Origin of the sequence: Neobacillus sp. OS1-32 (assembly GCF_030915425.1) — a bacterium.
In the GTDB taxonomy this organism is placed as follows: Bacteria; Bacillota; Bacilli; order Bacillales; family Cytobacillaceae; genus Neobacillus; species Neobacillus paridis.
Genome location: NZ_CP133263.1, coordinates 2,948,388 through 2,970,982, shown reverse-complemented (window position 1 = coordinate 2,970,982; position 22,595 = coordinate 2,948,388). Strand labels below are relative to the sequence as shown.

16 protein-coding genes and 5 pseudogenes are annotated in these 22,595 nt (G+C 35.3%); 16 read left to right on the top strand and 5 right to left on the bottom strand.

The window, feature by feature from the left end:
- Nucleotides 1–114 precede the first annotated feature (114 nt).
- The 3 genes from RCG24_RS14695 to RCG24_RS14685 all read left to right on the top strand — a co-directional run bounded on the left by RCG24_RS14695 (nucleotide 115) and on the right by RCG24_RS14685 (nucleotide 1,705).
- Nucleotides 115–726 (top strand): hypothetical protein, encoded by a 612-nt coding sequence (locus RCG24_RS14695; RefSeq protein ID WP_308077368.1) that lies wholly within the window; start codon nucleotides 115–117, stop codon nucleotides 724–726.
- A 57-nt stretch (nucleotides 727–783) separates the two neighbouring features.
- Nucleotides 784–963 carry a hypothetical protein gene (locus RCG24_RS14690; protein WP_308077367.1) on the top strand — a complete coding sequence of 60 codons (180 nt, stop codon included), beginning with the start codon at nucleotides 784–786 and terminating at the stop codon, nucleotides 961–963.
- A 340-nt stretch (nucleotides 964–1,303) separates the two neighbouring features.
- Nucleotides 1,304–1,705 (top strand): nuclease-related domain-containing protein, encoded by a 402-nt coding sequence (locus RCG24_RS14685; protein WP_308077366.1) that lies wholly within the window; start codon nucleotides 1,304–1,306, stop codon nucleotides 1,703–1,705.
- Between the two features lie 30 nt (nucleotides 1,706–1,735).
- Here the strand turns inward: RCG24_RS14685 and RCG24_RS14680 are convergent, their stop codons facing one another.
- Nucleotides 1,736–3,079, bottom strand: coding sequence for an ISLre2 family transposase (locus tag RCG24_RS14680; RefSeq protein WP_308077365.1), 1,344 nt, complete (start codon nucleotides 3,077–3,079; stop codon nucleotides 1,736–1,738).
- A 195-nt stretch (nucleotides 3,080–3,274) separates the two neighbouring features.
- Between RCG24_RS14680 and RCG24_RS14675 the strand changes: the two genes are divergently transcribed.
- Together RCG24_RS14675 and RCG24_RS14670 are read left to right on the top strand one after the other, a co-directional pair.
- The gene (locus RCG24_RS14675; RefSeq protein ID WP_308077364.1) at nucleotides 3,275–5,794 is read left to right on the top strand and encodes a hypothetical protein; all 2,520 of its coding nucleotides are present in this window, start codon (nucleotides 3,275–3,277) and stop codon (nucleotides 5,792–5,794) included.
- A gap of 15 nt (nucleotides 5,795–5,809) precedes the next feature.
- The gene (locus RCG24_RS14670) at nucleotides 5,810–7,651 is read left to right on the top strand and encodes a DUF7017 domain-containing protein (protein WP_308077363.1); all 1,842 of its coding nucleotides are present in this window, start codon (nucleotides 5,810–5,812) and stop codon (nucleotides 7,649–7,651) included.
- 346 nt (nucleotides 7,652–7,997) lie between these two features.
- Here RCG24_RS14670 and RCG24_RS14665 read toward each other — a convergent pair whose 3' ends face one another.
- Entirely contained in the window at nucleotides 7,998–9,209 is a 1,212-nt protein-coding gene (locus RCG24_RS14665; RefSeq protein ID WP_308077362.1) for a site-specific integrase, read from the bottom strand.
- Between the two features lie 2 nt (nucleotides 9,210–9,211).
- Nucleotides 9,212–9,445, bottom strand: coding sequence for a helix-turn-helix domain-containing protein (locus tag RCG24_RS14660; RefSeq protein WP_308077361.1), 234 nt, complete (start codon nucleotides 9,443–9,445; stop codon nucleotides 9,212–9,214).
- Between the two features lie 503 nt (nucleotides 9,446–9,948).
- Here RCG24_RS14660 and RCG24_RS14655 point away from each other — a divergent pair.
- The 7 genes and pseudogenes from RCG24_RS14655 to RCG24_RS21335 form a co-directional block, all read left to right on the top strand.
- Nucleotides 9,949–10,350 (top strand): annotated as a pseudogene (locus RCG24_RS14655) (amidohydrolase family protein); the annotation flags it as partial.
- A 309-nt stretch (nucleotides 10,351–10,659) separates the two neighbouring features.
- Nucleotides 10,660–11,775: pseudogene (locus tag RCG24_RS14650) on the top strand (IS4 family transposase).
- A 327-nt stretch (nucleotides 11,776–12,102) separates the two neighbouring features.
- Nucleotides 12,103–12,606 (top strand): RrF2 family transcriptional regulator, encoded by a 504-nt coding sequence (locus RCG24_RS14645; RefSeq protein WP_308077360.1) that lies wholly within the window; start codon nucleotides 12,103–12,105, stop codon nucleotides 12,604–12,606.
- The gene (locus tag RCG24_RS14640; RefSeq protein WP_308077359.1) at nucleotides 12,607–14,799 is read left to right on the top strand and encodes a YhgE/Pip family protein; all 2,193 of its coding nucleotides are present in this window, start codon (nucleotides 12,607–12,609) and stop codon (nucleotides 14,797–14,799) included. It abuts the gene before it with no gap.
- 282 nt (nucleotides 14,800–15,081) lie between these two features.
- Complete coding sequence (locus RCG24_RS14635; protein WP_308077358.1) at nucleotides 15,082–16,437, top strand: transposase; 1,356 nt, start codon at nucleotides 15,082–15,084, stop codon at nucleotides 16,435–16,437.
- A 287-nt stretch (nucleotides 16,438–16,724) separates the two neighbouring features.
- Entirely contained in the window at nucleotides 16,725–16,925 is a 201-nt protein-coding gene (locus RCG24_RS14630; RefSeq protein ID WP_308077357.1) for a hypothetical protein, read from the top strand.
- A 15-nt stretch (nucleotides 16,926–16,940) separates the two neighbouring features.
- A pseudogene (locus tag RCG24_RS21335) lies at nucleotides 16,941–17,234 on the top strand (DUF3658 domain-containing protein); the annotation flags it as partial.
- 858 nt (nucleotides 17,235–18,092) lie between these two features.
- Here RCG24_RS21335 and tnpA read toward each other — a convergent pair.
- Nucleotides 18,093–18,491 (bottom strand): IS200/IS605 family transposase, encoded by a 399-nt coding sequence (tnpA, locus tag RCG24_RS14625; RefSeq protein ID WP_308077356.1) that lies wholly within the window; start codon nucleotides 18,489–18,491, stop codon nucleotides 18,093–18,095.
- Nucleotides 18,492–18,782: 291 nt separating this feature from the next.
- Between tnpA and RCG24_RS14620 the strand changes: the two genes are divergently transcribed.
- The 4 genes and pseudogenes from RCG24_RS14620 to RCG24_RS14605 form a co-directional block, all read left to right on the top strand.
- The gene (locus RCG24_RS14620) at nucleotides 18,783–20,099 is read left to right on the top strand and encodes an IS1380 family transposase (protein WP_308077039.1); all 1,317 of its coding nucleotides are present in this window, start codon (nucleotides 18,783–18,785) and stop codon (nucleotides 20,097–20,099) included.
- Nucleotides 20,100–20,611: 512 nt separating this feature from the next.
- Nucleotides 20,612–21,244, top strand: coding sequence for a hypothetical protein (locus RCG24_RS14615; RefSeq protein ID WP_308077355.1), 633 nt, complete (start codon nucleotides 20,612–20,614; stop codon nucleotides 21,242–21,244).
- A 25-nt stretch (nucleotides 21,245–21,269) separates the two neighbouring features.
- On the top strand, nucleotides 21,270–21,725 hold the full coding sequence (locus RCG24_RS14610) for a hypothetical protein (protein ID WP_308077354.1): 456 nt from the start codon (nucleotides 21,270–21,272) through the stop codon (nucleotides 21,723–21,725).
- Between the two features lie 146 nt (nucleotides 21,726–21,871).
- A pseudogene (locus RCG24_RS14605) lies at nucleotides 21,872–22,297 on the top strand (FMN-binding negative transcriptional regulator); the annotation flags it as partial.
- Here RCG24_RS14605 and RCG24_RS14600 read toward each other — a convergent pair.
- A pseudogene (locus tag RCG24_RS14600) lies at nucleotides 22,235–22,570 on the bottom strand (transposase); the annotation flags it as partial. The pseudogenes RCG24_RS14605 and RCG24_RS14600 overlap by 63 nt on opposite strands.
- Between the last annotated feature and the right edge of the window lie 25 nt (nucleotides 22,571–22,595).

Below are 22,595 nucleotides of genomic sequence, written 5' to 3'. Positions count from 1 at the left end.
TAAATATATGGGTGTTCTTGGTATAACTGAGCGTTGATCAAGTGATTAACGCTTTTTAGTAGATAAATAAATTATTTGTATTCAGTTAACGGGAATATTTAAGGAGTAAAATGAATGAGTAATACTATTTTCCCTATATCAATGATAGAGGCAAAAAATATTTTAAATCAGGTGGGAGAAACATTAAAAAAAGATTTGTTCATCCCCTTCTTCAATAGTATTAAAGATGAGTATCGTCTTGGAGTAATTAAAGAAAAGTCACCTAAGATTTTTGTAAAGAAAATTAACACTATTGATGATCTGAATGAGTTTCCATGTACCTCAGCAGGCCTTTATGTCATACTGACAGATTATAAACAAGGTTATGTGGAGAATCCTTGTAACTTAAAAATAAAAAATTTAAAAAACGTTAAAGCGATATATAGAGGGCAAGCATCAGATGTACGCTTACGCTTAAAAAGCCATTTGTTTCATGAATTATACGAGCAAGAGCGTATCAGGGATATAAGAAATGGCAATGTAAGACATGATAATTATATAGTGTGTATGAAATTAGTTGATAAAAAAGAAGAAGGAATCAATCTACATAGAGATGAAGAACTCCAAAAAGCAAACTGGTATGTAATTTATCATGGATTAAGAGGTTCAAATCGATATATTAGAGAAAATGCTGAAGAAGCCTTTGATTTAGTGTTCGACAAACCTATTTGTAGCAATGAAAAGTAAAGTAGCAGCTCAATTCACGGTGAATTTAGAAATTTAACATATAAATGTGGGTGTGTTATGCATAAAAGTAATAGAACTAAAACAGGCCTTGAGGAAGTCCTTATTAATATTCAGAATAATACAGCTAGTGCTGTAGCTCTCTATCTGAAAGGATTTGAAGCAAATGAGATAGCCAAAAGGTTATCCATTAATATTAAAGAAGTTAAAGATATAATTAAAACATTTGAAAAAGATTAATATTAATACGTTATATAAAAGAGGGTCGTTAATAAAATGTGAAAATTCTAATTTTAAGGGAGGCTTCTCATGAGTTTAGCAAACTTTTGGAAAGCTTCTTTTTTCAGTTCTTAGGTTACGTGGAGATAAACATTTTTCGTTATTTTATCCTTGAAATGTCTAAACCTATCCATGATTCCAATGAGGTATGGATTTCGGTAATTTCAAGAGAAAAGGATAATGCTCTCATGGGTCTAGGATTTGCGGGGGTTTTTATATTTAGATTAGGTGTAATGAACGAGAGTTTAAGCTGAAATGATATAATATTGAGAGATAAAACTGTACGGGGAGGTAAAATGATATGTTAGAGGTTCGCAAGGGTAAATCTTCAAAATCGTACGAAAATGAGTTTTTTAGAAAAGTATCGGTAGAATTGTCACAAGTTTTTGAGCAAAGACATTGGGATGGTATTTTACTTGGAATGCCAGAGTGTATTACGCGAGAAGATTTGCAAATTGACTGCTTGTTGGTTACTGAAAATCAAATTATTATTATTGATTTTAAAGATTATAGTGGGACACTAGAACTACCATCTGAGGAAAATTTTAGATTCGGTAGATGGACTTTAAATGGTGATGTAACTGTTAAAGGAGGTAGCTCTCCGAATCCATTTAGTCAACTTGGCAAACAGCGGAGTTTGAGTCAAGTATTTGTGGGCAGTTTTTTTATCTCCACAGAAGTGAAAGCGGATTCACTTATTTAGAGTGCTCTCTTGATAGAAAATTTGTCTTTTTTAAAAACCGGCCAACTCTTTTAATGCTTTGTACACTGGAATATTCGCCTTGCCTTTTAGGTAAAGGATATTATCCCTTGTAGCTTCACCAATCGTGCTTTTCACCTTTTCCACATAATGTCTCGGGGGGTTCTTTTCTTCCTTGGTTTCTGTCCATCTTTCCACTCGCCCGAATAGTGTTCTCAAAGCTAAATGATCGAGGAATGCCACCAATCCGGTGATCATGGCACTTACGCCTTTTTCCACCCAACTACGCCCATTTTTGAGCCTTTTTGCGAAGACTCTCATTGTTCCCTCTGCACTTCCCATTGGTCTCATTCCAGATGTCTCAATCCCCTGCTCTTTAAGCCATTCTCGATAATCCCTGAGGGCTTCGGGGTACTTTTCGAGCTGACGAAGCAACTGGTCCAGCCGTTCTTCTTGTTCCCTCGTTTCAAGAGTTCCGACGGCACTATTTAATTCTGTAAGTAGTTTCTGACTGTCATAGGACGCGAGAGCCTTTTGCATTTGGCGATAGCGAGGGTGGTTACGGAACAGGCTGCGAATATCTCGTGCCACGTGAAATCGGTCAATCGAAAAGAAAGCCCTGTCCTTGAAATGCTCACGGCAGGCTGTGATCCAACTAGCACCATCACCGTTTATCACCAGTTTGTGGACAGTGGGGTCATACTCGAAATTCTCGATGAGAAAGTCCTCAAACGCCTCCCAAAAGGGCTGTTTCCCACGGTGAATAAAATGCCGTTTATCTTTTAAACTTACCCGTTTTCCGTTAATTTCCCAGCCTTGATGAACCGCTGCTATTTTTTCTTCCTTTCCTCTTTTTCCTTTTCCCTGACGTTTCACATATATACCGTCCACCTCCACAAATAACACTGAGCGGTGTATAGGCTGACGCTCTTTTGGAATACTGGCAACCTGTAACAGATGTTGACGTATAGCTTCGTGACTGATCACACGGTAACCTAAAAGTGTTTCAAGCGATTCTGCGGCCTTTCGGTAAGAAGGCCCTGTAATGGCAAGCTCTAGAGCGGCTTCCTCAATAAGGGGACTGAAGGTACCTGCCCCTTCAAATTCCAAATAACGATCAAGGAGATAGACATATTCATTTTTCTCTCTATCACGGTAATAGTTCCGTTCAATCGTGATTTCCCCAAAAAGGCTGTCTAACGTGGTGGTACGCTTATCGAGTAGACGATAACGCTTTTTATTACGCTCTTCGGCAATCTGTTGGTCCATGTCCTCTAAAAGAGTCTTCATAACCCCTGAGAAGGTTTCCTGTAATTGCCTCCAAACTAATTGTTCAATCTGTTTTAAATTGGGATATATTGTGCTATTCTTTTGCATGAGGGCTTCCTCCTTTGGATTGGGTTTGGTCGACTATGATTCTACCAAGGAGTAGCCCTCTTTTTCATGTATTTAGCTTAGAACACTACCGCGCTTTCGCTTGGTGGCCCCTTCATTTGGTGAGCGATCTGACAATCCCTCACCAAATGAAGGGGTTAAATTTTGCCCACATTAATTTTACTCATACAACAGCGGATGAAGCTGATTGATGAACTTAAATATCGTTTATACGATCTTGAACGTAAGTCTATATCAACTGTAGTATGTTTTCACGATAAAGTAGAAGTCGTAGGTCGAATTCCAAGACAGTTCCAAATCAGTTTTTCGATTGTTGATTCAAATAACTATCTCAACAAAATTGTGGACATCATTGATGTCATGGTTGACGGGGATATAAATTATTTGTCGGAAATCGGAAGACAAACTTTTACAGAGACTTTGTTTGCTGCGGATGAATACCAGTTTGATATTCAATTTGAACCGGAGTTAAACGAATCGCTAGTTGAAGAAAGAACTAAAAATAGCGATTGTCTTCAGCAAATTCGGGAGTTTCTAATATCTGATAGCAGAATTATGACCTTAACAGGTAATACGAGAAGTGACAAGACTGCGTTAATTCCTAACATTAGAGAACTAGCATTCGATTTAAATTTTACTGATGTCCCAGTATTTGCGTACTCTAATCGGTTGAGAAGGAAGATGCTGAGAAGCAATCCAGAACTTGAAGAAGTGGATTCACTATTTAATTCGGTATTTGATTTCAAGGGTGAAATAATAAATGAATTTTACAAAAGGAATATTCCTATAAAAGGACATGATGAAATCCACGATCAAGATAAAGCCTTGTATATTATTGATGATAGTCAGCTGATTACTAATACGAGTTTCGATTCAGATTTACTACAATTTGGTTCAGGGCATTTATTAGATGATGTCTTAAATTATATCGATTTGGAGTCAAATCCTGAGAGAAAGATTATTTTCATTGGAGACAAAAATAAGCTTAGTTATGGGTCGAAAATTGAAAACGCACTTAATCCAGAATACTTGAAAGCACTTCTTGATAGTAAAAGTATTCCTTCAGAAATAAGAAAAACAGAGTTGCCAGATAATGACGGGGAATCTGAAATTATTAAAGTATGTAATAAGATTGCAAAGAATATACGGGAAGACCGATACAATGAGTTATTTATATATTCTAGCGAAGAAATTACACTTTGCAAAAAGAATGACCAAACTAATGTGTTAAAGGAAGCTTATTTTAATCCAAGCAGCAGTAAAATTCTTGTTTTTTCCAATGAACAAGCAAATCAGGTGAATATTTGGATAAAAAAGCATCTAATTAAAAATGGTAGAGAAATAGGAGCAAAAGATTACGTTGTCTTTAATACAACAATTCAAGCTTATGGACCAACATTGGTGGAAAATGACTTCTCGCCATTTGATAATATAGAACAACCTTTTTCTTTTGTTGAACCTAAAAGAGTGGACAACGGTTATTTTGGCGAAGTTATCAGTGTTGATAATGATAATATAATCGAAAAAGTTGTTGAAATAAAAGGCGAAAAAGTAATATTGCGATTTATTCCCTGCCAAATAAAATTGCAAGATAAAAGTATAATTGAAACTCTTATATTCGATAATTACTTGAAAGCTACAAAGAGTGAGCTGGACAAAAATGAGATTATTGCGTATCAAATTGTTTTATCAAGCTATGAGAATGATATTTTTAAGAACGAACCTTTTGAAGGAAGTTCGGAATATCAAGAAATGTTACAACACCCTGACCAATATACTGTAACCAAAAAAGATGGAAAAGTACTTTACAGGGACTCTAAAGACAAACGGAAGTTGACTCGTTTTGAAAAACAATATAGAGATCGAGTGCTGAAAAAATTAAAAGTACCAACAAGCGAATATTTTAAGATTTTAAATGCATCGAAAGTGAAGTATGGCTGGGCGATGACAGTAAATAAGGCAATGGCCTATTCTTTTGAAACGGTGTTTTTTAATACAAATCAAGAAGAAAATCGAGGTAGAACGAATAAGGAATATTTCAAATGGATTTATACTGGAATATCGAGCGGATTAAATAATGTACAACTAATTAATTGGAAACCAATCTCTCCATTTTTGAAAACGGAATTTAGAGAGTCATCATCCGTAAAAAAAACAAATAAAGGTAGTATCATATTATCTCTTTCAAATGGAGAACAAACTGCTACCGAACAGCTTCAATACTATTTGGAAACCCAGCTGTCAGGTGTGGCAACCATCTCAAATATAGCACCCAAAAATTATTTAGAGATTGCCACTATGGAGATGAATGACCGAAAAATTGAATTGTTCTTCGACTATAATGGAAAAGGAGAAATGAAGATTCCTAGATTGAAGTCAGGTGAAGGAGAGGACTTTGAAATTATATTGCGGTTATTGAAGCCGACCTCAAAGGATGTTCCGAGTGAAATAGGAGTTATGAAATCGTATTTGGAAGAGTTTACTGCTATCTTAGAAAGTTATGACATTCAAATGAAAGTTTTGGACTATCATGAATGGAATTTGATATTGAGTTTTGCCAATCAAAAAAATAATGTAGATATACAACTTTGGTATAACGGCGAAGGAATGATTTCTAAATTCAGTTACATTGATGGAAGTAAGGAGCTTTTCTCAGAAATTGTTGGATTGATAAAAGAAGTTTATGTTCTTGACTAAAGGGAGGTGTGAAAAATGTATACAATCAAAAATTATAATGATGATTTGTATCGAATTTGCACCACATACTATGTGAAATTTAAATTGTTGCAAGACTACTCATATCATCGTATAAATCAAAGTGGCTTTGTTCAGCAATTAAAACTTAATAATAAAGAGGATTCTGAAATAACCAAAATATTAACTGAGTTGAATAAGCTATCTGAGAAAATCCGAAGTAACGGTGGGAAACTGGACCCGGACCCAATTGAAGAAGCAAAACAACTGAGGAAAAATGGAAAACTACAAGAGGCATACAATGCAATTCTTCCGTATCTTCAAGTTAATAATGGCGATGAAGATGCAGTAATTACTTTCGGCTGGATTATGTATGATTATTTGAAGATGTCTGAAGGGAACATTGAAAACTATATCAACAATTTAGCGATTTTTAATGATAATGTAGTTCTATCTTTTGAAAGCAATCCTTTCAGTAATTTTACTATTAACGATTTCAAGAAAACATTAATAAATTCAATCTTGTGGTCTATTCGACGAGTTGCGATGCAGGGAGAGCTGTTTGCAAATAAAGTTTTCCCACAGTTACTGAGGTTTTGTAGGAATGGAGCCAAATTTATTGAGAACAGAGGGATTAATGTTAATAATGAAGCTTCAGCATCTCGATTACTGATCAAAGAATTTCTAAGCAAATTAAACGATACTAATTATCTTTTATTTATGGATACTATTGGATTCGATTGGTTTGATAAAGGAGATTTTCAAAAGTCGAATTTTACTAATGATAAAGGTGAGAAAATTGAAGTTAAGCCTTTGGCGGAATATGTACTGAATTTTCATTCCAAAAAACTGTTGTCATTGGATAATTCTATGGTGACGGAACAAAGAATCAATTCATTTATTGATGTATTAAATTCTAAAATACAAAATAATCCTACCTTTGAATGGCTTCCATATTATAAAGCAAAATTATTGATGAAAGCAAATAGAAAAGAGGAAGCACTAGAAACAATTACCTCATTTGCTAGAACTAAAAGTAAGGATTTTTGGATTTGGGATTTAATTAGTGAACTTGTGAATGATGATGAAAAATTCAATTGCTTATGTGCAGGATTACATTGTAAGTCAAAACCAGATATGATTGTTGGATTGCAGGAAAAGGTCATACCTATTCTTGTGAGGAAAAGGATGTTTTCAAATGCAAAATTTGAATTGGATGAATTAATTTCTACTCGAATGAGGAAGTGGGGGAAAATATCTCAGCAACTCGAAGAATGGAAAAAAGAAAATTGGTATATTGAATCGAAGTCGGCTGAAAGTAGAGAGGCTTTAAAGGGATACGCTGACAAAGCTGAAGAAATTCTATATCGAACGCTTCCTTTTACCAATATTTTTGTTACATATATTAACAAAGATAAAGGTGTAATTAATTTTGCATACTTAGGTAGTGGTTCCCTTTCAACTCTAAGAGAAGGATATTTCTACATCGATTCTATTAAAGAGACTCATAGATGGGAAAAAGATAAAGCTTTGAAAGTAAGGATGTTAGCAGATAAAAAGAGAACGAATTTATTTAAAATTTACGAGATTGTACCGGGGGATGAAACATTTATATCTAATTTTATTCAAACCGGAATCGGTTATGTTGACAAAGAAGACGTGAATCCATTTGCTTTTGTAAATGATGTGTATATTCCTCCTAAGCTGGTTAAGGAACACAGGATTGAAAATTGTGACAAGGTGGAGTATATCAAAAAAAGAAGGTTCAACAAGAGAAGAAACACATGGGGTTGGACAGTGGAAGAAATACTTTCTGTAGAGAAGAACGAACAAACTGGGTATTGGGATGAAGAGTATTAGGATTTATTTCAACATACTGACAAGGCAAAAAAGCTGTTCGAGACGTTTTTCGCTGACGAAGACATTTAAACGGATCTTCGTATAAATAATTGTCAAATTACTTTTTTAAGTTGTTAACATTTTGCTAACGCAATCTCATGAAAAACGGTAAATCCCCGTTAAAGATGTTACAGACAACAATATCCAAAACGTTGATTTACCGCACTTTTTGCACCTCACGTTAACGATATTACACACTCTCATCTTACGGGCGGCATGATGTAATAAGTGCCTCCAACCCTTGATACGAATGGGTTTGTAAGTAAGGTGAGAGTGAAATGCTAACATTTTGCTAACATAAAGGAAATTAACGGAGGCTTCTCATGAGTTCACCGAACTTTTGAGAGGCTTCTTTTTTCATTTCTTGTGTGACGTGTAGGTACACATTTTTCGTAATCTGATCATTGGAATGTCCTAATCGATCCATAATCTGTTCTAAAGCAACTTTAGCCTCGGCAAGAAGTGATGTATGCGTATGGCGTAGAGAGTGCGGGGTAAGGTCTGAATTTAAGTCTACTTTATTTAATATCCTAGCCATTCTACTCTCAATAAACTTTATTAAGACTGGGTAGCCCGGATGACGATTAAGATTAGCAAACAAAAAGCCATTGTCATTGTAGAATTTACCGAATCGAGTAATCATCGTTTCTTGTTCTTCTTTATGTTTTCTAAATGCTTCAATAACAACGTCATCTATCATGATTTTACGTCGGGATTTTTTTGTCTTAGGTGGAACTAATAGGTATTCTTTAGTGTTATTTTTTGGATTATAGTACGTTTTTGTGATACGGATACTATATTTTTTAAAATCTATATCCTTCCATTTGAGTGCTACTAGCTCCCCTACTCGCATACCCGTATAGGATAACGTAATAAAAATAAGGACATCCATAAAAAGTCCATGTTCGTAAACAGCTTTTAAGAACAGTGCAAGTTCTTCTTTTTCGAAGTATACAGGTAATTCTTCCTCATCTGATTCAATAATGATTTGCTCGTCTTTTTTTATATAGGCATTTGTTGTGGGGTCTATTTTAAGTATTCTTTTACTAACAGCCATTTTAAATATCATTTTTGCTGTAGTATGAACCCCTTCAATCGTAGTTCTAGCAAAACCTTGATCTTTTAAATCATTCAATGCGGATTGATACATCTCTTCATTGATGTTTTTTAGTTTTAAATGAACAAAGTAAGGTAATAATTTTTTTATGTTGTATTCTCTTAGACGAATGGTTCCGGGTTTCGGTGCAATTCTTTCAATATAGAGCGGTAACCATTCATTAGCCCACTCCTTAAATAAAATATCTGATTCTTTAATGAATGTACCCTGATTTACTTCAGTAATTAAAGAGGCGGCAACTGCCTCAGCTTCTTGCTTCGTTTTAAATCCCCCCTTTGTGTGTTGTCTCCGTTCTCCTGTTTTTGGATCCTTTCCAATGTCAATAACGAAGGACCACTTTTTATTACAAGTACAATTGTTAGGAGGGCATTTGCACCCTCTTTTTGTAAAATGACCTTTCATCTTTATTGATTTACCTCACTTTTCTCTTTCAATCTCATAATCCATTGTTTAAAGTCTGATTTTTCCACCCTTTTTGATGTGCCAATCGAAAAGTTAGGGATACCGCCGTGTTCTATTTGTGTTTGAAATAACTCATAAACTCTTCTTCTCGAAATACTGAGAAACTCAGCAATATGTTGTGCTGTAAGGGTATCAGGTAATGAATCCCAAGTTGTATACTTCTTTGTTGTTTGCATTTTATAGAAACCTCCGTAGTTATTTATGTTTGAAAACAAAGAAACCGTAGATTTACTTAGCCCACTAATAATTGATTGACTAAGTAACGTCTGCGGTTTTCGCTTGTTCGGTTACGATATTTGATTAAGTCTCACATAATATATTTTATCTTCGCATTTTCATATTCGAAGGGTTTTTCTTGCTATTAAAAATATTTTTTGGATTATGCCTAAATTTATTTTTCGTCCTGTTGAATTGCTCTTCGTTCCCTTTTTTATTCTTTTTGAATTTATGATTGATCAACCGTAATACATTGTATCTTCGAAATTTCATATTTGAAGTCTTTTCTTAAAAAAATATGATTTCACCAACACTTTTTTAAAGTGAAGGAATTTAGTGATTCATTTCTCTAGTTAAATCTGAAATTGTATAAAATCTGTTTTTTATTGTTTGAAGGTCTTTTATGAGGTTTTGATTACAACCAACGCAATGTACTGTTTATTGCAAAATAGAAGTGCAGAGCTTTGCAAGAAGAGTTTATGATTTAGTGGGATGGCATAGCGAACTTTATATTGATGCGAAAGAGTTACCTGAAATTGCATCGACTATTGAAAAATTACCCGCTATTTCTATTGACCATTTCGGGTTATCAGAAGAAGGATTACCGCATTTATTAAAGTTAGTTGATAAAGGTATACACGTAAAAGCAACAGGTTTTGGGCGCGTGGAACTGAACATTGAAAATGCTTTAAAATCCATGTATGGGACCAATCCTGATGCACTTATGTTTGGTACAGATTTGCCATCTACAAGAGTAAAAAGACCTTTTGAGTATGCAGATGGTAAATTGATTCAGCGCCTATCTGATGAACAGGCTACTGATAAAATATTGTACACGAATGCTTTAAAATGGTATTTCAAGTAATTCAGCATTAATTGGATTTAGAATGAAAGTTGCAAAGTTTGATAGTGAATATACTAAAAAAGGTTGCTTTCTTTTAATAACGAACTTCAAGAATCGGGCGCATTTCAATAATAAGAAATGTGTCTATTTGCATTTAAGGGCCATATTCTTGAATAATTATGTTTTATATCACTAGTGTTGCATTAATTTAATTTCACTATTAGGAATACTCGAAATGTTCAATTTTATTATTCTCTGCAAAGAAAAAGTCCTTTATAATGGATAGGTCAGGTGGTAATCCGTCCAAATCCAATATAAAAGGACTAGCTCATGGACAAGATTACACGAAAAACTTCATTTGGACAATGGTTTTCACCAATAAATCTTCAATTATTTGAGGAACAGGTGAAAACGATGAAATTAGATTACTATACAAAGAAATTAACGACGGAGTCGTTCCTAAAATTACTTCTTTTTGCGCAGCTACAAGAAGTGGAAAGCCTTCATGCGCTTGGAGATTACCTTTTCGATGATCAGCTTCAAAAGGAAATTGACCTTGATTCTATTAGTATTTCTCAGCTGTCACGCCGTTTAAATGGGATGAATCCTGATCTATTCCAAAGGCTTTTTCTTGATTTGGTGTCCCAAATTCATGTCAAAACACATTACACAAAACTTGTGATGCCATTAAAAATCATCGATTCAAGTACCTTGCCACTCAATTTGACGAATCATAAATGGGCAAAATTCCGCAAAACAAAGGCTGGAGTAAAACTGCATTTGTGGCTTGTATTTATGGAAAAAGGCACTTCTTACCCGGAAAAAGCCGTTATGACTACGGCAAAAGAACATGATCGTGGCCAGCTTGAAATCATGGTAGATGACAAAGAATGCATGTATGTGTTCGACCGTGGTTACTTAGATTACGAACGTTTTGACCGCATGACCGATGATGGTTACTTTTTTCTTTCAAGGTTACGTAAGAACGCTGTTATACGGGAAGTTTACAACTTTAAACTACCGGAAAATTCTTCTGTTTTATCGGACCAAATGGTGTTGATTGGAACCACACAAAATCGTGCTGAAAATTATTTTCGACTGATAAAAGTTCTGGATTCAAAAGGAAATGAACTCCATTTAATCACCAACCGTTTCGATTTGGAAGCTGATGAAATTTCAGAGATGTACAAATCACGCTAGGCCATTGAATTATTTTTCAAATGGATTAAACAGCACCTCAGCATAAAAAAGTTTTACGGTCAAAGCGAATGGGCGATTCAGAATCAAGTGTTCATTGCACTCATTGTTTTTTGCCTACATGTTCTAGCGCAAATTGAATTAAAAAGTAGTCGAAAAATCCTACAAATTAGCCGATATTTAAGGGCTGCACTATGGAAACCGGCGCATATTTGGCTTCGAAAGATTGAAGGAAAAGCTGTTCCTTAATAAGCAAATTTGTTGTCGTCCCACAGGTCTTCAGGTTTAACTGTAAATAAATTTCCAAATGGACAGAGCCACCTTTAAATGGGTATTTATCTTTTTGGCCCTAAAAGGGTGAAATATTTTAACTGAAAATTCCGATACTTTTTATGCAACACTAGTGGTTTTATATAAATAGAACTTTTTTGTTTTTTTGGAAAATAAAATAGTACAATAAATTACTTTTAAAGTACTTGATTTTTTAAGAGGAATAGTTTTTAATAAATTTGTGGATAATAAATATCCATAATGGATAGAACTAATCCACAAATACACTAAAAGAGGTGTAAATAATTGCAATTAACAAAAGCAACTGAACAAGCTGCATGTATATTAATTTTATTAGCTACACAGGAATCGGGTGAACCATTATCGACAAATGAAATTAGCAGGCGTTTAGAAGTGTCCCCATCCTACTTGAAAAAAATCACACGGAAATTAGTGATTAACAAAATTATAACTTCGGTTTCGGGAAATAAAGGAGGCATTTCTCTAGAAAGAAAATTGGAGGAAATCAGTTTATTGGATGTGATTGAAGCAGTGGAAGGTCCAATTTCTATTAATCCCGATACAGGGTTAATCAACTTAGTATTTAAAGGCGGGAAATATGCAGAAAAAGGGTCTGATCTGCTTCGTAATGTCTTTAATGAAGCAGATGAATTGCTCATTCAATACTTTTCTAAAGTGACAATAGCCGATATCTTAAAAGAAGTCTTTGGCACAGTAGAACTCCCGACGCTTAACTGGAATAAAACCTCTTTAACTGAATTTTTACAACAACAAGAACGAGGTGAGTAAATGAATATGTTTAAAGCCGAATGGAAGAAAGTATTAAATAATAAAATGTTAATACTTATGATGATTGTTATACCATTGGTTCCGATTATTTATTCTGGTATTATTCTTAGTGCTTATTGGGATCCTTTTGGAAACACATCTAATTTGCCCGTAGCGGTTGTTAATCAGGATGAACCGTCTGAATTGGAAGGAAAAACATTGAATATCGGGGATGAACTTATCAATAATTTAAAAGACAATGACAATTTAGATTGGCATTTTGTCAGTCGTGATGAAGCACAAGAGGGTTTTGATAATGGGAATTATTATATGGTCATCACGATACCAGAAGATTTCTCGAAAAGAGCTTCTACGGTACTAGAAGATAACCCAGAAAAAATGAATCTAACTTATGAAGTAAACCCCGGCCGAAATTATTTTAGTGTAACGATAAGTGAACAGGCAATGAATCGTATCAATCAAGAAATTTCAGATAGTGTGACAAGAGAATACACAAGAGCAATCTTTTCACAAATTAATGAAATTGGCGACGGTTTTGCTGAAGCTGCAGATGGAGCCTCTGAAATTAATGGTGGGGTTGACCAATTAAAAGAAGGAAACGAAGAGATAACGAAAAATCTTAATAAACTCGCTTCAAGCAGCTTAACTTTTAAAAATGGTGTTGATACCATTCAAGTAGGTGTAGGAGACTTCATAGTTGGAGCAAATGAACTTCATTCCGGGACAACTCGCTTAAATGAAGGTATTATTCAATATACTAATGGTATAAGTCAGTTAAAAGAAAAAACAGCACTTTTAACTGATGAGAAAAAAGGGGTTCCTAAGCTTGCAACTGGTCAAGAAACATTAAATGGTGCGTTAAATGACTTAGCGGCGGGTAGCCATAACCTTAATAGCGGTTTAGTACAAATGAATGAACAACTGCCATCAAACGATGAAATCAATCAGCTTACTCAAGGATTAACAGGTGTACAACAAGCTGTTAATCAATTGCAAAAAGCTGTTAGTCAATCTGGGGCATCTCCAGAGTTGGTAGCTCAGGTTAACGCCCTTAATGAAAAAGTAAATCAGGTACAACCTAAAGCCATAGGAGCTATAGATGGTTATACAAATATTCGTAATGCATTTGAAGGTGAAAAAGGACTGATTCAAGGTTCAGCGAAACTTGCCGGTGGAATGAATAATGCGGTTAGTGGAAGTAGAGAATTAACAACAGCCACTGCCAATTTAAACAAACAAATGCCACAACTAGTAGGTGCAATAAATCAGCTTGATTCGAAGTCCCAAGACTTGAAAGAGGGATCAGCTGCACTTGTAAAAGGAACAGATACACTGTCAATTAAATTACCGGAACTCGAAAATGGTATGACAAAACTTTCTGAAGGTGCCACTCAACTAAATGAGGGCGCTGGGCAGCTAGCTGAAGGTTCAACTCAACTAGGTGAAGGGATTGCAACACTTAAAGGTGGTACAAATGAGTTATCAAATAAACTATCTGAAGGTGCAGAAACAGTAGCAAGTATCCAAACAACAGATGCAAACTATGATGTGCTGGCATCCCCAATCTCGGTTAAAGAAGCAAAGACCAACGAAGTTCCAAATTACGGACACGCACTGGCACCTATGTTTATTTCACTAGGACTATATATTGGTGCTTTGGCATTTAATTTAATATTCCCGTTGAGTGAAACAGCTACAAGACCATCGTCAGGTGTATCTTGGTGGTTCAGTAAATTTTCACTGGGATTTGTTCCCGCAGTTGTAGGCGCATTGGTACTTAGTGTAAGTGTCGTGTACGGAATGGGATTAGAAGTAGCAAATATGGGACAATTTATTTTAATATCTATATTAGGCTCACTCACGTATATGTTTTTCATGATGTTATTGGTGATTCCATTAGGAAATCCGGGAAGATTTATCGCAATGATTCTCCTTGTATTACAACTTGCTTCAAGTGGTGGAATGTTCCCAGCAGCTTTACAAAATGATTTCTTTAATGCGATCAATCCTTATATGCCAATGACTTATGTAATCTATGGTTTAAGGGAAGCAATGACTTCATCAATTGGTAGTGATATATTTATCACGAGTGTGGCTATACTCATTGGTTGCATCACAATTTTCAACCTATTGTTATTCCTTTTCCTAAATATCAAAAATAAAAGAGATGTAAAATTAGTTCCTGAAAGTTAATCTCACACTATAAATATGTAAGTAGGTACAATTCTTCGGGAATCGTACCTACCTATCTTTATGTGCATAATTATTCAGCAATAGGGAGCAATTGTTGCAGACCATTAGTCTAATTCCTCGGTAAAAATGTGGAGAAATCAAATTTTTTTATCTCCTGAATTAATTTCATAATTATGAGCCCTACGGGCTCAAGGCTTTTAAACACTAAAAAAGGAGTACCTCCCCAAAATGTCGAAATAAGTAAGCACGACACAAACTTATAAGACTGGAGGAAGACTCCCTATGACTATTATAAGGCAAGGAAGCCTGTTTGGACTACAAGAATTATATGATTTAGAACCTACCCATCGTTTTGAAGCTGTTTTTTCTGCTATCGATATTGAACTAATCCTCGCTATGGTAACGAAGAAATCTCGTTTTGGCAGACCTGTCGATCTGAATTATGCAGCGATGATTTACTCATTAGTTGCCCGTTTAACGGAACGGATTCCATTTATTAAAGATTTGGTAAAGCGTTTAAAAAACGATACGATATTTCGACTAGACTGCGGCTTTTTAGTATCTGATACTGTCCCATCTGAGGCAGCTTATTCAAGAATGGTGACCATTCTTAGCGAATCTAATGTTCTTGAAGAGGTTAAAGAAACAATTCTATATCAAGCCATAACAGAAGGGTTTATCACCGATGAAACTGTGGCTATAGATGCCACACACTTCGAAGCCAAGGATCAAGCACCTCCAAAGGAGGAAAAACCAAAAACAGAACCCAAAAAACGTGGGCGAAAATCAAAAGAAGAAAGAGAACAGTGGTTGATTGAAAAAGCTGAACGCGAAGCCAATCTACCTCTTTTTGAAAAGAAAATAGAAAACCAATTAAACGTTCCGTTAGAGCAACTTCGTGCCGAAATTCCTCAAAATCCGGAGTGGGGTGTGAAGAAAAACAGCGAAGGAAAGAACGTTTTTTGGTATAGCTATAAGGCGCATTTAGCTGTTGGAACCAAAAGTCAGTACATTCTTCAATCTCTTTTTTCTTCTGGCAATTTGAATGATGGAAAGGCAGCGATTCCTTTATTAAAAGGGATCCATGAGCGTGTTCAACTTCCAACTCTACGTTATCAAACGATGGATGCTGGTTATGACTATGAACCGATTTATGAACAGATACATCGTATGGGTCAACAGTCGGTTATTGCCTATAATAAGCGTAATGAACCTGAACCCGAAGGGTTTGATAAACATTTCGCTCCGACTTGTTTCCGTGAACATTCATACCGATATGATAGTTTTGATCAAAAATATAAAACGCTTAAATATACACGCCCAAAGGAATGTAAAGATTGTCCTTTGGCAAATGAAGGTATTTGCCAAAAGATTTATAAAGTGAAAATCACGACAGATCTTCGGAAATATACTGCACCAGCCCGAGGTTCAAAAGCTTGGAAAGCCATCTTTAAACGTCGTACCGCAGTGGAACGTGTGAATGCTTATCTCAAGTTATACTTTCAATTAAACAATGTCCGCTATCGTACCGGAAAACGTGCCAAGGTTCATTTTGACCTCGTAACCTTAGTTTATAATGCTTCAAAATTAGCTGTGGATCGTATCAATGCATCGTTAAATCAACAACAAGTTGCTTAAAATACAGACCGTATAGAATAGTCGTTCATCATTTCCAAAGCGGTTGATTGGAGTGGAAGGCGGCGACTCCTCGAAAATGCTAAGGCATTTCCTTCGTGCGTGGGCTGTTCAAGAAGTAATTCAGTGTCCTGCGACCCCGCAGGAGCGAAGTGACGAGGAGGCTCACGGCCCGCCCGCGGAAAGCGTCCGCCTGGAACGGAAATCAACACAATGTTGATGAAGTAAAACAAAAAAATTTTTTTACAACCAATATTCTGTAGGTCTGTGTTTCTTTAAAATAGGGATTTATGAAATTGATTCATTTATTAAAAAATAAACCGAATGACATTATTCTAATTAATAAGAATACAGCTAATCAAGAAATATCAGGAAATGCAAAAATTGGAAATCCACGCGATTTAGGTGAAATTGGACCTAAGACGTTGAAAATAATCTATGATAAAAATAGGGAGAATACTCTATCAATAGAGGAACGAAATATACTCTAAAGAGAATGGGAGACCTTATCGGATAGTCAAGAAGTTTTGAGAATTTGGAGAAAGGGAAAACTTTATAGTGTAAATGAGAATATTTATGATAACCATATTTTAAAGGTAATTCAAAACATTCATAATGACCAAAAAAGTAAGGACTTCGTGAGTGCTTTAAAAGTAATTGGTGAAGTCTTAAGAATCTTAGAATATCAAATTGTAGACAGGTTTTTAGAATACAGAATAAGACAATTGTTGAATAAGGGTACTCTTGAGTTTAAAGGTATTCCAAAGGGAATGAGATTCTACAGCGTAAAATTAAAATAATTTTGGGGTACGACCGAGATACGTGTAATTTTAGGTCCTAAGCTAACTTTTATTTCCAAATGCCGTATTTAAGTACCCCTATAAACGTATAGCACAGTTTGTAACAGTTCATTGTTTTTGGTACTGAGTTTTGGAACCGGAAAACAATAAGTTTTAATTGTTTTTATGGGATGCCTATCCTAATACTGTAAACGGAGGTTATGGAACTATGCGATTAAATCAGCTGTTGGTGAATAATGTAATGCTATAACCTATTTTTACACGTATCTCGGCTGAACCCCTTCAAGACCACTAAAAAACTTTCTTAACGTTGTTAAAAATTGGGGAATCCTCCCGAAAATCGTATAGGGGGTACGGCAAGAATTCGTTCTTTTTGGGGTCACTCACAAACAAGAGAGTGAATCTTATATATTCTTCTGGTGCTTTGCGCTTACGAAGGAAAAGGGTAAGCGCCCGCTCCCCCTTTATTTAATAATGTCCCCGCTGAACGTGCTCACCTGTTCTTTCACGAACTGCTCAAGCGTCTGAGCCACTTGGGGGTTTCCCTTAAGGGCCAACTCCTAATAATGCAACTATTATTATCGTTAATAATATACTTAAAAGTAAAGATATAACCCAATATTTTTTTCCCGTCAATTTAAAAAGTATATTTAAAACTGAACTAATTACCATTAATATTATGAAAACAAATAAAATCATAACGAGTCCCAAAATTTCCACCCTCTTTTTTAACCTTTATTGCATGAAAATTCCCCTTAAGAAAAATAGAATATTTTCCTCGAAATGAAAATACCCTCACTAGAGTAGTTATAACCCTAATATTACCGTAACATTCCAAATTGTGCAAATTTTAGGCAATCACTTGAACTGGTTTACTATATAGTTTCTTATTATTTCTTCTGTCACCGTACCAACTGTTGCACAAAAATAGCCTCTAGCCCATAAATGCTGCCCCCAGTATCTCTTCTTTAGCTCTGGAAACTCATCTTGTAATAGCCTTGATGATCTTCCTTTTAGATATTGCAATATTTTACTTGGAGCTAGACTTGGCGGATATGATAATAATAAGTGAATGTGATCTTTTCCTACACTACCTTGCAAGATTGTTATGCCTCTTGCTTCACAGCCCTGTCTTATAAGTTCTCTCGTTCTTATCGCTATCGGCCCATGAAACACCTGGTACCTGTATTTTATTACCCATATTACGTGATATTTTATATCAAATACTGCATGGCTGTTTTTTCTATATCCGTCCATACTTTCACCTCATCCTTAGTATGGACACGCTGGGATAATGCTAAAAGCTGATACCGTCTAAAGACGGTGGAGTTAGACCACGCATTTGTAAATTAAATCAAGAAAATTAACATCAAATTTCGAAATTTTTTTAAAAATACCTGAATTATTCACAGTTTTTTTGAAATAGGCTGCTTTCTCCTATTTAATCAGCTTTTCAGTCGATTTTTAATGCACTTAATAAATGAAAAAAGAATCCATTTCTGATAAGGTTAAAACAACTACGAAATAACCACAGAAAGGATTCTTATAATGGCTACTTTACCGCAATTAACCCTAAATTTCAATCGTCAAATTAAATTGTCAAATGATGGAGGTTCCCTTTCTTCTGATACCGGTGAATTCATTTTTAGAGAATTCGATGAGAAAATAGGGTTTTCAGAGACATTAACTAAATACCTACAACTAAAAGACGAAAGACTCTACTTTTTTCATTCGAATGAAAACTTGCTTCGTCAAAAGATTTATCAAATCGTTGCTGGATATTCCGAAGATGATGCAGCTGATCAATTAACGAAGGATCCCGTGTTTACGCAAATCATTGGAACAGAAGCATTAGCTTCCCAACCTAGCTTATCCCGCTTTTTTGCACGGTTTGATAAGGAATCTATTGTGCAATTAAATCAAGCTAATCAAGAACTTTTAGACAAAGTGAATCAAATTAGAGAGTCTAAGGCACTTATTATCGACTTGGATTCTACACATGCCGATACGTATGGAAAACAGGAATCCACATCTTACAATTCTCATTACGGAACAGTTGGTTTCCATCCATTGGTTGCTTTTGATGGAATAACTGGTGATTTTTTAAAGGCCCAACTAAGACCGGGAAATGTCTATACTTCCAACGGTGTCGTGGAATTTGTCAAGCCTCTTATCGAACATTATAATGAGAAATTCCCAGCGATTGTCCCATTCCTACGAGGGGATAGTGGCTTTGCTGTTCCAGCTTTGTATGATTTGTGTGAGGAAGAGTCGGTTTATTATGTGATTCGTTTAAAATCAAATGCCAATTTGCAACGTCTCGCTGATGAACTACATCCTGCCTCCATTCCAGCCGATACAACAAAACCAGAGATTTATTATGAGGAAACCGAATATCAAGCAAAATCATGGTCTAAGCCTAGAAAAGTGATCATCCAATCTGTTCGCCCTGCGGGCGAATTGTTTTTCACGAATTCATTTTTTGTAACGAACTTGATAGACGCATTTTCCCCGAAGGATATCGTGAATGCGTACAAAAAAAGAGGCACAATGGAAAACTATATCAAGGAAGCTAAGAATGGATTTGGTTTGGATAAAATGAACAGCCATTCTTTTCAAGTAAATGAATCCAAGATGATGTTGAGCTTGTTGGCATATAACCTAACAAATTGGCTTCGTACGCTTTGTTTTCCGGAGGGACAAAAAAGCATACAAATCGAAACCATTCGAACAAGACTGATAAAGGTCGCAAGTAAATTAGTGAAATCAGGACGATCGCTTTACTTTAAGTTGTCTTCCAGTTTTGTGTACCAAGAATTCTTTTGGAAAGTATTACAGAGAATTCAACTGCTAAAGCTGGAATAAAACTTATCTGCTATCTAATTTGGGCTGTGTTAATGTGCGATTTTGATTTTTACACACTGTTGATTGAAGTGGAGGGCGCTTGACTCCTGCGGGATGTAGAGGAAAAGTCGAGACCCCACAGGCGGAACGCCGAGGAGGCTCGACTTCCTCCCTGCGGAAAGCAAGCGCCCGGAACGGAAATCAACAGACAAATGTAATGCAGCCAATATTTAAAAACAACTTTCAAGACCAAGGGAGTAGTATGCTCAAAAACCTAACACTTTAAGACATGCCACTTAGCGATTTTCATGAATAGGTAACTTACAAATAAATTAATGGCAATTGTGCACCAAATTGAATTTCTAGATTTCTTTTTATTGACTAATGTGCAGGTATGAATAATTCAGGAAATATATTGAAATATCAAAAAAATTAGTGGATAATTAACAAAGGCCGGCCTACAATATTTACCTTTTTAGACATATATTAACATGATTTAGCTGTGGATTATAAAAGAAGAGAGGGAAGGGATTATGAAAAAAGGATTATTCTTACTAACTTTCGCCATACTATTCTTTCTGTCTAGTAACGGAGGAGTAAGTGCTGCTGAAAATAGAGCAAGCCAATTCCCTACTAAATCAGAGATCGAAGCCTTAAACCAAGAATTACAAGAATTAGTAATTGAAGCAAATGAGAGATTAGCTCATGGTGAAAAAAACATCGAAGTAACATCAGAAAATTTAAAATTGGTTTTTAATGAGGAAGATTTAGAAGTTCCATCTACTCTAAACAAATCTCAATTAAATTCTTTAAATGCAGCTGCTGCAAGCAAGATAGGTTCTAAAAGCTACCAAGCTTATGTAACAAATACTGCTGGATTTAATTTTACTCATGCTGTAAGTGGAGTCTTTTCATGGAACGGTGATCTATTAACTGCAGTTTCTGCCTCTGCGGATTTAACTGGGCTTATGTATGATAAGTCATCCACTACAACTAAAGAGGGATTAGATGGTACAATAGGCAAAAACGCAAAGGTTGCAAGGGTAACTAGTAAAGGGACATTTAAAGCGTTAAAATTCTTTGTAACATATCATACAACTATAGTGATTGATATATATGCTCCAACAGAATCGTATCGAATTATAGATGCCAGAATTAATACTTAATTTAAAATGAAAGGTGATAAAAAAAGTGGCCCGATTTTTATCTGTTAAGTTAGCTCCATTACTACTTATTCTAATTACAGGATTTACTATCTTCTCAAGTTCAGCCTCAGCAGCTAGCGTTCAAATTACCACTTTTACTGACACTACAAAAGAAAGTACTACAACCGTTCCTAAAAATTATCATCATTTCTATTCATCAAAAGATACGGTAAAAGTAACTTTTAAAGTAGATCAGTGGATTAAAACAAAAAATATAAAAAAAGTTAATGTTATTTTAGAAAAAGATACCGGATTATGGTGGTCAACAAAAGCTACAAAAAGTGTAACTAGTACAACCCCACTCACTTTTAGTGTTAATGCTGGAAAGGGTGATTATAGATTGGTAGTATATGATGAAGGGGAACCTACAGGATATGACAAGGCTCCACTTTATTACGCAAAGTCAACTAAATATAATGTTAATGTTATAGGGTTAGATTAAGATTAATCTGAAGAAGAAGGTTGCTCCAATAAATTTCTTGGACAACCTTTTTTAATTAGAGTCACTTATCTTTTTTAAAAAGCTTTGCCTGTAGGTCCATTGAATTTCCTTATATACCGAAACATTTTGAATTCACTGATGAAACGATGATCCATGACTTTATTGAAAAACACGGATTTGTCATTTTATTTTCCCAACACAATGGAAAACCGTACGCTACTCATCTTCCGCTTATGTTAAATAAGGATAAGACTGCTTTATATGGTCATTTTGCACGTCCAAACGGTCAATGGAAGGATATAGAATACCAAGAGGTTCTGGTTGTTTTTCATGGACCTCACTGTTATATTTCACCTTCTTGGTATGAAACTACTAAGGCCGTTCCTACTTGGAACTACATGGCGATCCATTTATATGGAAGGATTGAAATCCTCAAGAATAAAAAAGAAATATTTGATTCTTTATATGATTTAACGGTAAAGTATGAAGGATCTGATAGTCTATACGATTTAAATCAGGTAGACCCAAATTTTATTGAGGGAATGAGCAAAGGCATTACAGCATTCAAAATTTAAGGTTACGAGGTCAAAATGAACCTTGGCACGTTTTCCGGTACGATAGCGGACATTGTCTAATTGAAAGTATAACTTGAGATAAGTATTCACACGTTCCACTGCGGTACGACGTTTAAAGATGGTTTTCCAAGCTTTTGAACCTCGGGCTGGTGCAGTATATTTCCGAAGATCTGTCGTGATTTTCACTTTATAAATCTTTTAGCAAATACCTTCATTGGCCAAAGGACAATCTTTACATTCCTTTGGACGTGTATATTTAAGCGTTTCATAGTTTTTGATGCTAGACTAAATAGTA